The organism is Bradyrhizobium canariense (assembly GCF_019402665.1).
GTDB classification, from domain to species: domain Bacteria; phylum Pseudomonadota; class Alphaproteobacteria; order Rhizobiales; family Xanthobacteraceae; genus Bradyrhizobium; species Bradyrhizobium canariense.
The window spans coordinates 1-12728 of sequence record NZ_VSST01000086.1 but is presented as its reverse complement, the minus strand read 5'-3'; the positions used below and the strand labels follow the sequence as shown (position 1 = coordinate 12728).

The window sequence follows — 12728 nt, the reverse complement described above, 5'->3', positions numbered from 1 at the left end:
TGCGCTTGCGGCGCCTACCCCCGTCTCACACTCGCCCCGCCATCCACCGGCAATGTCACGCCCGTGATGAAATTGGCCTCGTCCGACGCCAGGAACAGCGCGGCATTCGCGACGTCCCACCCCGTGCCCATCTTCCTGCGCAGCGGCACCTTGCTGTCGCGCTCGGCTTCGACTTCGGCGCGGGTCTTGTGCCATTCGCGGGCGCGGGTGTCGACGGCCATCGGCGTGTTCATCAGGCCCGGCAGGATGACGTTGGCGCGGATGCCGTGTTCCGCGTTCTGGTAGGCGAGCTGTTCGGTGAAGGCGATCATCGCCGACTTCGTCGCCTTGTAGGCGACATAGGGATAGGTGGTGATCGCCGCCATCGAGGAGATGTTGATAATCGCGCCGCTTCCTTGCGCGCGCATGATCGGGACCACCTCTTTCGCCGCCCAAATGCAGCTCTTCAGATTGATCGCGACGATACGGTCGAAGGCTTCCTCGGTGATCTGAAGCAACTCGGCGTCGCCGCCGGACAGGCTGACGCCGACGTTGTTGTGCAGCACGTCGATCCGGCCCCAGCGCGCCTGCGCGTCCGCGACCATCGCCTCGATGTCGGCGATCTTGGTCACGTCGGCCTTGAACGCCGCGGCGGTGCCATGCTTCGCGGCGATCATGGCGGCGGTTTCCTGTGCCGATTCCAGATGATGATCGACGCACAGCACCTTGGCGCCCTCGCGCGCGAAGGTCAGTGCGGTGGCGCGGCCGTTGCCCATGCCTTCGCCGGGGCTCTGGCCGGCGCCGACGATAATCGCAACCTTGTCCTTCACGCGCATGTCAGTTCACTCCCGGGATCGGGTACTGCTGGAGTACCTCTTTGTAATATGGCTCGTTGTCGATCTTCATGGTGGCGAGCACGCGCACCACGCCGCAATAGAAGGCGATGGTCAGCACGAGGTCGACCATGTGCTCGTCCGAGAGATGCTGCCTGATCTCGGTAAAGGTTGCGTCCGACATCGCGAGCTCGCGTACCATCTCGCGGGCACCTTTCAGGATCGCCTTCGCCTGTGGCTCGAGCGTCGAGGGTTTGCCGTCGGTCTCAGCCATCAGGCCGGCGATGTCATCGTCGGTGACGCCGAACTCCTTGCCGATCTTCACGTGGTGAGTGAACTCGTATTCCGATTTCTCCATCCAGCCGACCTGGAGGATCGCAAGCTCCCGCAGGCGCGGGTCGAGCTTGCTCTTGAAGCGAATGTATCCGCCGATGCCGTTGAAGGCGCGCGCCATCTCCGGCGAGTTGACCAACAGCTTGTGCAAATTGGTGTTGCGCTTGAGCATGTCGCGATATTCGGGCGCGACCTGGTCGGCCTCGAGATAGGGCAGGCGGGCCATCCCTGTGTTTCCTTCCTTGCTAGTGTTCTTGTGACTCGCGTTCGGGCGCTTGCAGCGTCACCCCGCCGTCCACCAGCAGCACCTGTCCGGTGATATAGCGCGCAAAATTGCTGAGCAGGAATTTGACGGCGTGGCCGACGTCCCAGCCGGTGCCTTCCGTTTTCAGCAAAGACGCCTTGGCCCGCTGAGCGCGCGCCTGTTCGCTCATGCCGCGGCCATAGACCATCGGCGTGTACATCGGCCCGGGGCAGATGCAGTTGACGCGGATGTTGTCGCGGCCGTGATCGACCGCCATCGCGCGGGTGAGACCGATGATGGCGGCCTTCGATGTCGTGTAGCTCGTGAGCCCGCGCGGCCGCAGCGCCGAGATCGACGAGATGTTGACGATCGCGCCGCCCCGCGCGGTCTTGATCATCGCAGGGATAGCGTGTTTGGAGAGCAGGAACATGCTCTCGACATTGACCTGCATGACGCGGCGATACTGCTCGGGCGCTTCGTCCACCACGCTGCCGCGGCTGCCGATGCCCACATTGTTGTCGAGGAAATCGAGCCGGCCCCAATGGTCAAGCGTGGCTTCGACCAGCGTCCTGCAATCGCTCTCGCTGGTGACGTCACCGCCATGCGCCGCGGCCGTGCCGCCTTCGGCTGCGATCATCTCGACGGTTCGTTCAGCGAGCTTGAGCTCGCGATCGGCCACCAGAACTTTGGCGCCGGCGCGGGCCAGCAGAATTGCGGCCGCGCGGCCGTTGCCAATGCCGTCGCCCGCAGCGCCGCCGCCGGTGACCAGCGCCACCTTGCCGGCGAGACCGGGATCGTCCTCGAGCCCCTGCATGTCGTTCATCCCGAATATTTTCGTGCACTCTAGCAATCGCCCCGAGCGGAGAGAAGGGCCGGGCTCCAGCTTTCATGTCATTGACATCGCATGGAATTGCATGCCGCCGCGCGAGAAGGGCGAACGATCGACCTGCCCCGTTAGGAACCGACCTCACACGATCGCGTTTGCTGCCGGAACCGTTCCCACGTTAGGCTCTGTCCCGGGGCTTCCCAACCGCCAGTGGCTTGCCGATGAATCTGCTCGATCCACAAGGGCCTGTGGCTGCGGCCAACAGCACCATCCTGGTCGATTCCGTCTTCATCATGCTCGCGATCGTGGTGCCGACCATTTTCGCGATCCTGGCTTTTGCATTCTGGTTTCGCGCCTCGAATCCGAAAGCAAAATTTCAGCCGGACTTCGTCTATTCCGGGCGGGTGGAAATGGTGGTGTGGGCGATCCCCGCGCTCACCGTGATCCTGCTCGGCGGCGTCGCCTGGATCGGCTCGCATCAGCTCGATCCCGCAGCACCCGTGCCTGGCACCGGCAGCCCGGTCCGCATTCAGGCCGTCTCGCTCGACTGGAAATGGTTGTTCATCTATCCGGACCAGCGCATCGCCACCGTCAACACCCTGACGGTGCCGGCGGGCGCCGAACTGAATTTCCAGCTGACGTCGTCAAGCGTGATGAACACGTTCTTCATCCCGCAGCTCGGCAGCATGATCTACACCATGAACGGAATGGTGACGAAGCTGAACCTGCGCGCCGACAACGAGGGCAAGCTGCAGGGCCTGTCGGCGCATTTCTCCGGCGACGGGTTTCCGGACATGATGTTCGACGTCAACGTGATCTCGCCGCTCGCCTTTCCGGATTGGGTGGCGACCACGGCGAAAAGCGATGCCGTCCTCAATGAGGACAGCTACAAGAAGCTGATGCAGCAGGGCGTCGAGAAGGGCAGGCCGACCTACCGGCTCGACGATCCCCGGCTGTTCGACCTGATCGCGACCCAGCACATTCCGCCGGGGCCGGGCCCAGAGCTCGCATCCGAAGCAGGCCGGTCGCAAAGTGGAGGCCATGATGCTCGGTAAGCTCGATTGGTCGGCCATTCCGTTCGATCAGCCGATCCCCCTGATCGCTGGCGCGGTGGTGTTGGTCGGGATTCTCGCGGTGCTGGCCTGGGTCGTGGTGAAGGGGCATCTGCCCTATCTCTGGCACGAGTGGATCACCAGCGTCGATCACAAGCGAATCGGCGTGATGTACATCCTGCTGGCCTCGGTGATGCTGCTGCGCGGCGGCAGCGACGCCATCATGATGCGGATTCAGCAGGCTGTCGCGTACCAGTCGCAGGGCTATCTGCCGCCGGAGCACTACAACCAGATATTCTCCGCGCACGGCACCATCATGATCTTCTTCGTGGCGATGCCGTTCGTCATCGGGCTGATGAATCTCATCGTGCCGCTCCAGCTTGGCGTGCGGGATGTCGCTTTCCCGACGCTCAATTCGGTCGGCTTCTGGCTGACAGCGACCGGTGCGCTGCTGGTCAATCTCTCGCTCGTGATTGGCGAGTTCGCCCGCACCGGCTGGCTCGCGTTTCCACCGCTGTCGGAGCTGTCCTACTCGCCGGGCGTCGGTGTCGACTATTACGCGTGGTCGCTGCAGATATCCGGCGTCGGCACGCTGGTGGCCGGTATCAATCTCGTGACGACGGTGCTGAAGCTGCGCACCAAAGGCATGAACTATCTGCGCATGCCGATGTTTTGCTGGACCACGTTGGCCTCGAATCTTCTCATCGTCGCGGCCTTCCCGATTTTGACCGCCACCCTCGCGATGCTGCTGCTCGACCGCTATCTCGGCTTCCACTTCTTCACCAACGAGGCCGGCGGCAATGTCATGATGTTCATGAACCTGATCTGGGCCTGGGGACATCCCGAGGTCTATATCCTGGTGTTGCCGGCCTTCGGCATCTTCTCCGAGGTGGTTTCGACCTTCTCCGGCAAGGCGCTGTTCGGCTATCGTTCGATGGTGCTGGCGACCATGGCGATCTGCGTCATCTCCTTCATGGTCTGGCTGCATCACTTCTTCACGATGGGCGCGGGCCCCGACGTCAACGCCATCTTCGGCATCGCCAGCATGATCATCGCGATACCGACCGGGGTGAAGATCTACAACTGGCTGTTCACGATGTATGGCGGCCGCATCCGCTTCGAGACGCCGATGCTGTGGTCGATAGGCTTCATGGTCACCTTCATTATCGGCGGATTGACGGGCGTGCTGGTCGCGGTGCCGCCGGCCGATTTCATCCTCCACAACAGCATGTTCCTGGTCGCGCACTTCCACAACGTCATCATCGGCGGCGTGCTGTTCGGCGCTTTCGCCGGCTTCGAATACTGGTTTCCGAAGGCGTTCGGCTTTCGCCTCAACGACCGCTGGGGCAAGCTCGCGTTCTGGTTCACTTTCCTCGGCTTCTATGTCACCTTCATCCCGCTCTACGTCGCCGGCATGCTGGGCATGACGCGGCGCATGCAGCACTATGACGTCGCGGCGTGGCGGCCCTGGATGCTGGTTGCAGCCGTTGGCATGGCCGTGCTGACGATCGGCGTGATCTGCCAGATCATGCAGCTCGTGGTCAGCATCCGCAACCGCGAGGCCCTGCGCGACCACACTGGCGATCCCTGGGACGGCCGCTCGCTGGAATGGGCGACGTCGTCGCCGCCGCCGGTCTTCAACTTCGCTTTCAATCCCGATGTGCGCGGCGAGGATGCCTATTGGGATCTGAAGGCCCATGCCAAGCAGCAATCGCTCCAGCATGATGCGCCCGAGTATCATGACATCGAGATGCCCAGGAACTCGCCGACCGGGTTCGTCTGCGCGTTCTTCGCCACGGTCATGGGCTTTGCGCTGATCTGGCACATCTGGTGGATGGTGATTTTGGGCGGTATCGGAGCGTTCGCGACCTTCGTCGTGTTCGCCTGGCGCGACCATGACGAATACGTCATTCCGGCCGAGGAAGTCGCAGCGATAGACCGCGTCAATCTCGAGGAGCGGCGCAGTCTTGTCAGCATGGCGGGGACAGTCTGATGTCAATGACCGCGACCGCCGGCCGTGCGCACGCCGATCCCCACCACATCGGGCTCGTCATCGAGCATCCCGGCCCGGCGCCGAAGCGCATCGTGACCGCCTATGGCTTCTGGGTCTTCCTGCTCTCCGACATCGTGATGTTCTCCTGCTTTTTCGCGGCCTATGCGGTGCTGGCCGACCAGACCGCCGGCGGCCCGAAGGGTTCGGAGATATTCGAGCAGCGAAACGTCGCGATCGAGACGGTCTGCCTGCTGCTGTCGAGCTTCACCTGTGGCATGGCAAGTATCGCGGCCGATGTGCGCAACCGGCTCTGGTTCTATCTCGGGATGGCCGTGACGTGTTTGCTCGGCCTCATCTTTCTGGTCATCGAGTTTCGCGAGTTCGCCGATCTCGTCGCGCGAGGCTATGGCCCATCGCGCAGCGCGTTCCTGACTGCGTTTTTCTCCCTGGTCGGCTGCCACGGCCTCCACGTCTCGGCCGGCATATTGTGGCTCCTCACCATGATGGCCCAGGTCTTCGCAAAGGGTTTTCGTGCCGACGTGCTGCGCCGGATGATGTGCTTTGCGTTGTTCTGGCATGCACTCGACATTGTCTGGGTCGGGGTCTTCTCCGTCGTCTATTTGCTTGGGAGTGGCGTATGAGCGATCAGGCACATATGCGGACCGAACACGACCTCGCGCCGGGCGAGGAAGAGCAACACAGTGTCGGCACCAGGATTCTCGGCTATGTGGTCGGTCTCGTGCTTGCGCTGCTGCTGACGGCGACCTCGTTCTTCATCGCCGGCACGGATCTGGTCTGGCAGCCTTCCATTCCCGTCGCGCTGATCGTGCTGGCGATCGCGCAAATGGGCGTGCACCTTGTGTTCTTCCTGCACATCACCACCGGCCCCGATAACACCAACAACGTGCTGGCGCTCGCCTTCGGGCTGCTGGTCGTGTTCCTGGTGGTCGGTGGCACCGTCTGGATCATGGCGCATCTGAATGCGAACATGCCAGCCATGGATCAGATCATGCCAATGCGCCGCTAGCGCATTATGCAAAAAAGAAGAGCCGCTTGTTGTGACAAGCGGCCCAAGTCTAGGGAGGAAACGCCCGAGCAAAGCAATCGGGCCAGAGCCGGATTGCCGCCAAGGAAACGCTCGCGCAAAGCGCTCGCGTACGCTTACAAATGCAGAAACTCTCGATGGAGTTCAATTCCGGATGAATACTGTCTCCGGCTTGCGCTCACGGCTGCGTGATGAGCTTCGTCATTTCGGCCGTCGGCAATTGTAGGCCTTGCGGAAGCCCGCAGCCTGGGCGTCGTCTTCCGAGCAGAACCAGCGATCCGGCTTGGTGGTCGCGGGGTAGCTCGGGCAGCCCCGTAAATGGTAGATGCCGATATTGCCGGTCACGCGCGCGCGCACCGCAAGCTTGCCCTTGATGCCACAGCTCGGCGGCATCGTCAGATCCTCGGGAAATAACGCCGCGCGAATCTCCTTGTCGCGGTCGGCGCGGCAGGCGGCGCCCAGCAGCGCGCCATCCTTCTTGCCGGTGCGGAATTCTTGCGGTGCGACAAAACAGCCCTTCCAAATTCCGGCCGAGGTCGATTTTGCGTCGGCCGCGGCCGACTTGACGTTCGCCTTGACCGGCTCGCGGGCAATGGCATAGCCGAGCTTGACCAGCTGCTCGTTCAAGCTGGTCTTGTCGCCTTCGGCCGTGCAGATCGCGCGGTGCCGCTTGCCGAAACTCTTTTCCGGTCCGACATCGTCGCAACGCACCGATCGCTTGCCAATCAGCTTGGCGAGCTGATCTCGGGCCTCGATGCCGCAGGTCCAGGGATCGGCGTGATCGTCGATGCAGACCTGGTCCAGCTCGGGCGCGTCGACGCCGTCGAGACGATAGGTGACGTCGCCGAGCTGGATGGCGTTGCCGTCGCGGACCGTCGCTGCGGCGGTCAGCGCGGAGGCGGGGCCGGTGGTGCCCAGAAATCCGGACAGGGCGAGAAAGGAAACGAACGCAAAAGCGCGGGCGCTGGCAAAGGAGTTTCGGAAGGACATAAGGTCTCGCTATCGATGGCTCGTGCGCCTTGTTCCTAGCATCCGGATGTGGCGATACCAATGGTCTGCGCCCCGCGAAGTGCGACATTCCGGCCTCGTGGCTTTACTCGGCCGTAGCTCTGATCCTATCGTTCGCCGGCCTTGCAGAGCGGAGGCCGAATCGCCCGGGAAGCGGCGAAGGGAGGAAAATTTCGCGATGAAAGACCCCGTGGACGTCCTGATCATCGGCGCCGGCGCTTCAGGCGCGGCGGTGGCGTGGTCACTGGCCGAGACCAAGATGCACATTCTCTGCCTGGAGCAGGGCGGCTGGATGAACCCGGCGGAATATCCCAGCACGGGCCGGGACTGGGAGGCCAAGTTCTACGGCGAGTGGTCGTCCAGCCCCAACGTCCGCGGTCGGCCCGAGGACTATCCGATCAACGACGACAATTCGCCGATCAAGGTCGTCAACTACAATGCGGTCGGTGGCTCGACGGTGATGTACACCGCGCACTGGCCGCGGTTGCATCCCTCCGATTTCAAGGTGAGGACGCTCGACGGCGTCGCCGACGACTGGCCGATCGACTACGACGCGCTGACCCCGTTCTTTGAAGAGAACGACCGGATGATGGGCACGTCCGGCCTGTCGGGCGACCCGCTCTCGCCGCTGACGCATCCGCCGATGCCGCAACAGCCGATGGGGTTATCCGGTGCGATCATCGGCAAGGCCATGAACAAGCTCGGCTGGCACTGGTGGCCCTCGGACACGACGGTCGCGACCATGGACTACGAGGGCCGCGCGCGCTGCATCAATCTCGGCCATTGCACGCCGGCCTGCGCGCAGGGCGCAAAATCCTCGACCGACATCACTTATTGGCCGCACGCGGTCCGCGCCGGCGTCGAGCTGCGTACGCACTGCCGGGTGCGCGAGATCACCACCGATGAGAGCGGCATGGCCACCGGCGTGGTCTATTACGACAAGGACGGTGCCGAGCAGTTCCAGCCGGCGCATGTCGTCATCATCGCCTGCAACGGCGTCGGCACGCCGCGACTGCTGCTGAACTCGGCGTCGAACCGCTTTCCGAACGGGCTTGCCAATTCCTCCGGCCTCGTCGGCAAGAACCTGATGTTCCACCCCTATGCGCAGATCTACGGCTATGTGAAGGAGCCGACCGATAGCAACCGCGCACCGCCGACCTGCCTGTGGAGCAAGGAATGGTATGACACGGACCTCTCGCGCGGGTTCGTGCGCGGCTATGGCGTTCAGTTCGTGCGCGGCGCCGGGCCGGTGTTCGAGGCTGTCGTCAGCGAGCAGAAGGGCATTCTGCCGTGGGGCGCCGATCACCACCGCGTCTTCCGCAAGCTCAACGGCCACCGGCTCGGCTTTTCCGCGATCTGCGAGGACCTGCCGGAGGAGCATAACCAGGTTACGCTCGATCCGGTCTTAAAGGACGGCCACGGCATTCCCGCCCCGAAGATCAATTACACGATCAGCGAGAACAGCCGGAAGATGATGGAGCATGCGCTGGCGCACGGCCGCGAGATTCTCGAAACCGCGGGGGCGAGCGACATCTGCGTCAACTCGCCGATCCCGTGGGGCGGCTGGCACCTGCTCGGCACGGCACGCATGGGCACCGACCCCGAACGCTCCGTCGTCAACGAATGGGGCCGCACGCACGACGTGAAGAACCTCTTCATCGTCGACGGCAGCATCTTCGTCACCTCGGGCGGCGTGAATCCAACGTCCACCATTCAGGCCCTCGCGCTCTACATCGCCGACCAGATGAAGCAGCGCCTCGCCAATTTGTTCGATTGAGAAAGATGATGTTCAAACCTGACCGCGCGCTCGATGCACCTCTCCCGCTTGCGGGAGAGGTCGGCACAAAGGGCCGGGTGAGGGTTCTCTCCTCTGCGGGAGTCTCTCTGCGGAGAGACCCTCTCCCCGACCCGCCCCCGCAAGCGGGGGAGGGAGCGCACCGTCACCGCAGCTGTAGAGTTCTGACGAGAGGACACAATGCCTGATCAATTCTCCCTCTCGCCGCGGCAGCGCGACGACCTCCGCGCTATCGCCGCGATGATCGTTCCCGCCAGCGACGAGTACAAGGTGCCGGGCGCCGACGACCCCGCGATCCAGGCCGACATGCTGGCGACGCTCGGACGTGACGCCAAATTGGTGGTGGCGGCGCTGGACTATCTGGCGCGGCTCGCGGGCCAGCCGTTGACTGAGCTCGATGCGGCGAAGCGCGACGCGGTGGCGCAGGAGTTTCGCAGTTCCGGCGGTGCGGCTGCGGCCACGCTCGTCCGCGTGGTGCTGCAATGCTACTACCGCGACGATCGGGTGCTGCGCTCGCTCGGTCTCGAACTGCGCGCACCTTTTCCCAAGGGCTACGTGCTCCCTGACGGCGACTGGTCGCTGCTCGATCCGGTCAAGGCAAGGGCAGGCACGCTGCGGCGAGTGCCCTAGCCACCTGGGCAGTCCAGCCTTGCGCCCCGGACGGGTCCCTTGCGCCTGACGGAGCAGGCCACCATCTGTGTGAGCCTCAAGGACTCCCATCATGCTGGATTTCACCTCAGATATCGTCGATGGCGCCGCGTCATCGCGAACGGAAGCGGCCGCTCCGGTCGATGACCGGGCCCTGCTGGACGCCTACTCAAATGCTGTGATCGACGTGACCGACCGCGTCGGTCCGGCCGTCGTGCGCGTCGAGACCGGGCCTAAGGTGCCGAACGGCCGCGAGCGCGGCGGGCTCGGCTCGGGCATCGTGATCTCGCCGGACGGGCTCGTGCTCACCAATAGCCACGTGGTCGGCTCGTCGAAGGAGATCCGGCTACGCGACGTTGAGGGCCATGTCGGCGACGCCCGGGTGCTCGGCGTCGATCCCGACACTGATCTTGCGTTGCTTCGCGCCAACGGTGTGCGGGACTTGCCCTATGCGGCGCTCGGCAACTCCAAGACCTTGCGGCGCGGCCAGCTCGTCATCGCGATCGGCAATCCGCTCGGCTTTGAATCGACCGTCACTGCCGGCGTGGTCTCGGCGCTCGGGCGCTCGATCCGCTCGGTCAGTGGCCGCACCATCGAGGACGTGATCCAGACCGATGCTGCGCTCAATCCCGGAAATTCGGGCGGGCCGCTGGTGTCGTCGAATGCCGAGGTGATCGGCATCAACACCGCGATCATCAATGGCGCGCAAGGGATCTGCTTTGCGGTCGCCAGCAACACCGCGCAGTTCGTGCTGTCGGAGATCATCCGCCACGGCTATGTCCGTCGCGCCTATATCGGCGTGGCCGGCCAGACCGCGCCGATCCCGCGGCGGCACGCGGTGCTGGCCGGCGTCGAGAACAAAATGGGCGCGCTGCTGGCGCAGATCGAGCCGGACGGGCCGGCGGCGAAGGCGGGCCTGTTGTCCGGCGATGTCGTGATCGGCCTCGACGGCGTCGAGATCAACGGCGTGGACGATCTGATCCGTGTGCTCGACCGCGACCGGATCGGCCGGCGGCTGGCTATGGACGTGCTGCGGCTCGGCCGTCTGCGGGCGATCGAGATCGACCCGGTCGAGCGCAAGCCGGCCCGCTAGCGTGCGGGCGCCGAAGCGAGGTATGACGGTGTCATGCCTCGCTTCGGGAACCCCGCCGCATGATGCCGGCACATGAGACCTACGACGTCATCGTCGTCGGCGCCGGCGCCGGTGGCATGACGGCTGCGGCCGTCGCCGCCGCTGAGGGCCTGCGCGTGCTAGTGATCGAGAAGACCGCTTTCGCCGGCGGCACCACCGCTTGGTCCGACGGCATGATCTGGATTCCCGCCAATGCCAAAATGAAAGAGGCGGGGCTCTCCGATAGCGTCACAGACGCCGTGCAATATTTGTCGAACACGGTGCCCGAGCCCGCCAATGCGGGTCTCCGCGCCGCTTTCCTCGCGCGCGGACCGGAGGCGGTCGCCTATCTCGAAGCCAACACGCAAGTGCGGCTCCAGCCGGTGAAAGCCTGTCCGGACTATTATCTGGAGCGGCTGGGCGCGACCGCGGGCGGGCGCGTGCTCGAGCCGGTCGTCTTCGACGGCACGCGGCTGGGCGCGCATTTCGCGCGGCTGCGCGCACCGCTGCCGGAGTTCACGCGATTCGGCGGGATGATGGTCAACCGCCTCGACATCCCGCATCTGCGCCGGGCCGGAAGATCGCTGCGCTCGACTGTTCGCGCGATGCGGCTGGTTTCGGAGTATGCGTGGCAGCGGCTGCGGAGCTCGCGCGGCACGACGCTGCATCTCGGCAATGCGCTCGCCGCACGACTGTATGCCTCGCTGCTGGCGCGGCAGGTCGAGATTCTCTTCAGTGCGGACGTCGAGGATTTGTCGATGCAGGGCGAGCGCGTCGGCGGTGTAATTATCCGTCATGGCGCGCGCGATCGCCTGATCGCCGCGCGGCGCGGTGTGGTGCTCGCGACCGGCGGCTTTTCGCACGACGCGACCTTGCGAAAACACTTCTTCCCACCCGCGGCCGGATTCATCTCGGCGACCCACACGTCCGCTACTGGCGACGGGCTCCGCCTTGCGACTGCAACCGGCGCCGCGCTCAATACGGATGCGACGAGCCCGGCCTATTGGGTGCCGGCCTCGCTGCTCCGGCGCGCCGATGGGAGCCGAGGCGTTTTCCCGCACATTGTGACCGACCGCGCCAAGCCCGGCGTGATCGCGGTCAATGCAGCCGGCCGGCGCTTCGTCAACGAGGCGCTGTCGTACCACGAGTTCGTGCTCGCCATGCTGCGCGATGGCAATGGCGACCCGGACCGGCCGTTCTATCTGATCTGCGACCGTCCGTTCCTGTGGAGCTACGGCCTAGGCCGTATCAGGCCGTTCACGCGCAATATCAGGCGCTATGCGGCGGGCGGCGAGTTAATCGAGGCCGCTGATATCGCGCAGCTCGCAGCGAGGATCGGCATCAAGCCGTCGACACTCGCGGCGACGATCGCAAATTACAATTCCGATGCGAAGGACGGCCGAGATCCGGAATTCGGTCGCGGCAGCACCATCTATCAGCGATATCTCGGCGATATCAGCCATAAGCCGAACCCCTGCGTCGCGCCCATCCTCTGCGCGCCGTTCTTTGCGATGCGCATCTATCCAGCCGATCTCGGCACGGCGATCGGCATGAAGGTCGATGCCCAGGCCCGCGTGTTGCGCGAGGATGGCACGCCGGTTGCGGGCCTCTACGCCTGCGGCAACGACATGGGCTCGATCATGAACGGCAATTGCCCCGGGCCGGGCATCACGCTCGGGCCGGCGCTGACATTCGGCTACATCGCGGGAAGGCATCTGGCGGAGGGGAGTGTGGCCGGGGCGAGTGCGGCCACAGCGTTGGTCTAGCCTTTACCACCGCTGTCATGCCCCGCGAAGGCGGGGCATCCAGTACGCCGCAGCCCATCGACTAATCACAACCGGCTCGGAGTACTGGATCGCCC

General features: G+C 64.3%; 12 protein-coding genes. 8 read left to right on the top strand and 4 right to left on the bottom strand.

From position 1 onward, the window contains the following. Positions 1 to 14: 14 nt before the first annotated feature. From FXB41_RS35920 to FXB41_RS35910, 3 genes are read right to left on the bottom strand one after another with little or no spacing between them, the layout of a single operon-like run. Positions 15 to 815: an SDR family NAD(P)-dependent oxidoreductase gene (locus FXB41_RS35920; RefSeq protein WP_219685112.1), complete on the bottom strand. Its 801-nt coding sequence runs from the start codon at positions 813 to 815 to the stop codon at positions 15 to 17. Position 816: 1 nt separating this feature from the next. After that, a complete protein-coding gene (locus tag FXB41_RS35915; protein ID WP_007594091.1) occupies positions 817 to 1371 on the bottom strand; it encodes a carboxymuconolactone decarboxylase family protein in 555 nt (184 codons plus the stop codon). A gap of 19 nt (positions 1372 to 1390) precedes the next feature. Then, entirely contained in the window at positions 1391 to 2212 is an 822-nt protein-coding gene (locus FXB41_RS35910; protein ID WP_246649457.1) for an SDR family NAD(P)-dependent oxidoreductase, read from the bottom strand. Between the two features lie 224 nt (positions 2213 to 2436). Here FXB41_RS35910 and FXB41_RS35905 point away from each other — a divergent pair, with 224 nt between their 5' ends. Genes FXB41_RS35905 through cyoD form a run of 4 tightly spaced genes read left to right on the top strand, consistent with a single transcriptional unit; the run spans position 2437 to position 6287 of the window. Continuing rightward, positions 2437 to 3270, top strand: a complete 834-nt coding sequence (locus FXB41_RS35905; RefSeq protein ID WP_007594089.1) for a cytochrome ubiquinol oxidase subunit II family protein — start codon at positions 2437 to 2439, stop codon at positions 3268 to 3270. Further along, positions 3260 to 5260: a cytochrome o ubiquinol oxidase subunit I gene (gene cyoB, locus FXB41_RS35900; RefSeq protein WP_007594088.1), complete on the top strand. Its 2001-nt coding sequence runs from the start codon at positions 3260 to 3262 to the stop codon at positions 5258 to 5260. The genes FXB41_RS35905 and cyoB overlap by 11 nt, the downstream gene beginning before the upstream one ends. Next, entirely contained in the window at positions 5260 to 5901 is a 642-nt protein-coding gene (locus FXB41_RS35895; RefSeq protein ID WP_007594087.1) for a cytochrome (ubi)quinol oxidase subunit III, read from the top strand. Before cyoB ends, FXB41_RS35895 begins: the two co-directional genes overlap by 1 nt. Further along, positions 5898 to 6287: a cytochrome o ubiquinol oxidase subunit IV gene (cyoD, locus tag FXB41_RS35890; RefSeq protein ID WP_007594086.1), complete on the top strand. Its 390-nt coding sequence runs from the start codon at positions 5898 to 5900 to the stop codon at positions 6285 to 6287. Before FXB41_RS35895 ends, cyoD begins: the two co-directional genes overlap by 4 nt. A gap of 219 nt (positions 6288 to 6506) precedes the next feature. Here cyoD and FXB41_RS35885 read toward each other — a convergent pair whose 3' ends face one another. Beyond that, positions 6507 to 7295, bottom strand: coding sequence for a thermonuclease family protein (locus FXB41_RS35885; RefSeq protein WP_007594078.1), 789 nt, complete (start codon positions 7293 to 7295; stop codon positions 6507 to 6509). A 196-nt stretch (positions 7296 to 7491) separates the two neighbouring features. On the opposite strand from FXB41_RS35885, the gene FXB41_RS35880 reads away from it, so the two are divergent. The 4 genes from FXB41_RS35880 (at position 7492) to FXB41_RS35865 (ending at position 12633) form a co-directional block, all read left to right on the top strand. Then, positions 7492 to 9090, top strand: coding sequence for a GMC family oxidoreductase (locus tag FXB41_RS35880; protein ID WP_219685110.1), 1599 nt, complete (start codon positions 7492 to 7494; stop codon positions 9088 to 9090). Between the two features lie 198 nt (positions 9091 to 9288). Then, positions 9289 to 9738: a gluconate 2-dehydrogenase subunit 3 family protein gene (locus tag FXB41_RS35875; RefSeq protein ID WP_219685107.1), complete on the top strand. Its 450-nt coding sequence runs from the start codon at positions 9289 to 9291 to the stop codon at positions 9736 to 9738. 91 nt (positions 9739 to 9829) lie between these two features. Beyond that, positions 9830 to 10849 (top strand): S1C family serine protease, encoded by a 1020-nt coding sequence (locus tag FXB41_RS35870; protein WP_219685105.1) that lies wholly within the window; start codon positions 9830 to 9832, stop codon positions 10847 to 10849. Positions 10850 to 10908: 59 nt separating this feature from the next. After that, a complete protein-coding gene (locus FXB41_RS35865) occupies positions 10909 to 12633 on the top strand; it encodes an FAD-dependent oxidoreductase (protein WP_219685103.1) in 1725 nt (574 codons plus the stop codon). The last annotated feature ends 95 nt before the right edge of the window (positions 12634 to 12728 follow it).

Excerpts from the sequence above, each read along its gene's own strand:
- FXB41_RS35880 (WP_219685110.1), top strand. The coding sequence starts at position 7,492 with ATGAAAGACCCCGTGGACGTCCTGATCATCGGCGCCGGCGCTTCAGGC.
- cyoB (WP_007594088.1), top strand. The coding sequence starts at position 3,260 with ATGCTCGGTAAGCTCGATTGGTCGGCCATTCCGTTCGATCAGCCGATC.
- FXB41_RS35910 (WP_246649457.1), bottom strand. The coding sequence starts at position 2,212 with ATGAACGACATGCAGGGGCTCGAGGACGATCCCGGTCTCGCCGGCAAG.
- FXB41_RS35905 (WP_007594089.1), top strand. The coding sequence starts at position 2,437 with ATGAATCTGCTCGATCCACAAGGGCCTGTGGCTGCGGCCAACAGCACC.
- FXB41_RS35885 (WP_007594078.1), bottom strand. The coding sequence starts at position 7,295 with ATGTCCTTCCGAAACTCCTTTGCCAGCGCCCGCGCTTTTGCGTTCGTT.
- FXB41_RS35870 (WP_219685105.1), top strand. The coding sequence starts at position 9,830 with ATGCTGGATTTCACCTCAGATATCGTCGATGGCGCCGCGTCATCGCGA.
- FXB41_RS35865 (WP_219685103.1), top strand. The coding sequence starts at position 10,909 with ATGATGCCGGCACATGAGACCTACGACGTCATCGTCGTCGGCGCCGGC.
- FXB41_RS35915 (WP_007594091.1), bottom strand. The coding sequence starts at position 1,371 with ATGGCCCGCCTGCCCTATCTCGAGGCCGACCAGGTCGCGCCCGAATAT.
- FXB41_RS35895 (WP_007594087.1), top strand. The coding sequence starts at position 5,260 with ATGTCAATGACCGCGACCGCCGGCCGTGCGCACGCCGATCCCCACCAC.
- FXB41_RS35920 (WP_219685112.1), bottom strand. The coding sequence starts at position 815 with ATGCGCGTGAAGGACAAGGTTGCGATTATCGTCGGCGCCGGCCAGAGC.
- cyoD (WP_007594086.1), top strand. The coding sequence starts at position 5,898 with ATGAGCGATCAGGCACATATGCGGACCGAACACGACCTCGCGCCGGGC.
- FXB41_RS35875 (WP_219685107.1), top strand. The coding sequence starts at position 9,289 with ATGCCTGATCAATTCTCCCTCTCGCCGCGGCAGCGCGACGACCTCCGC.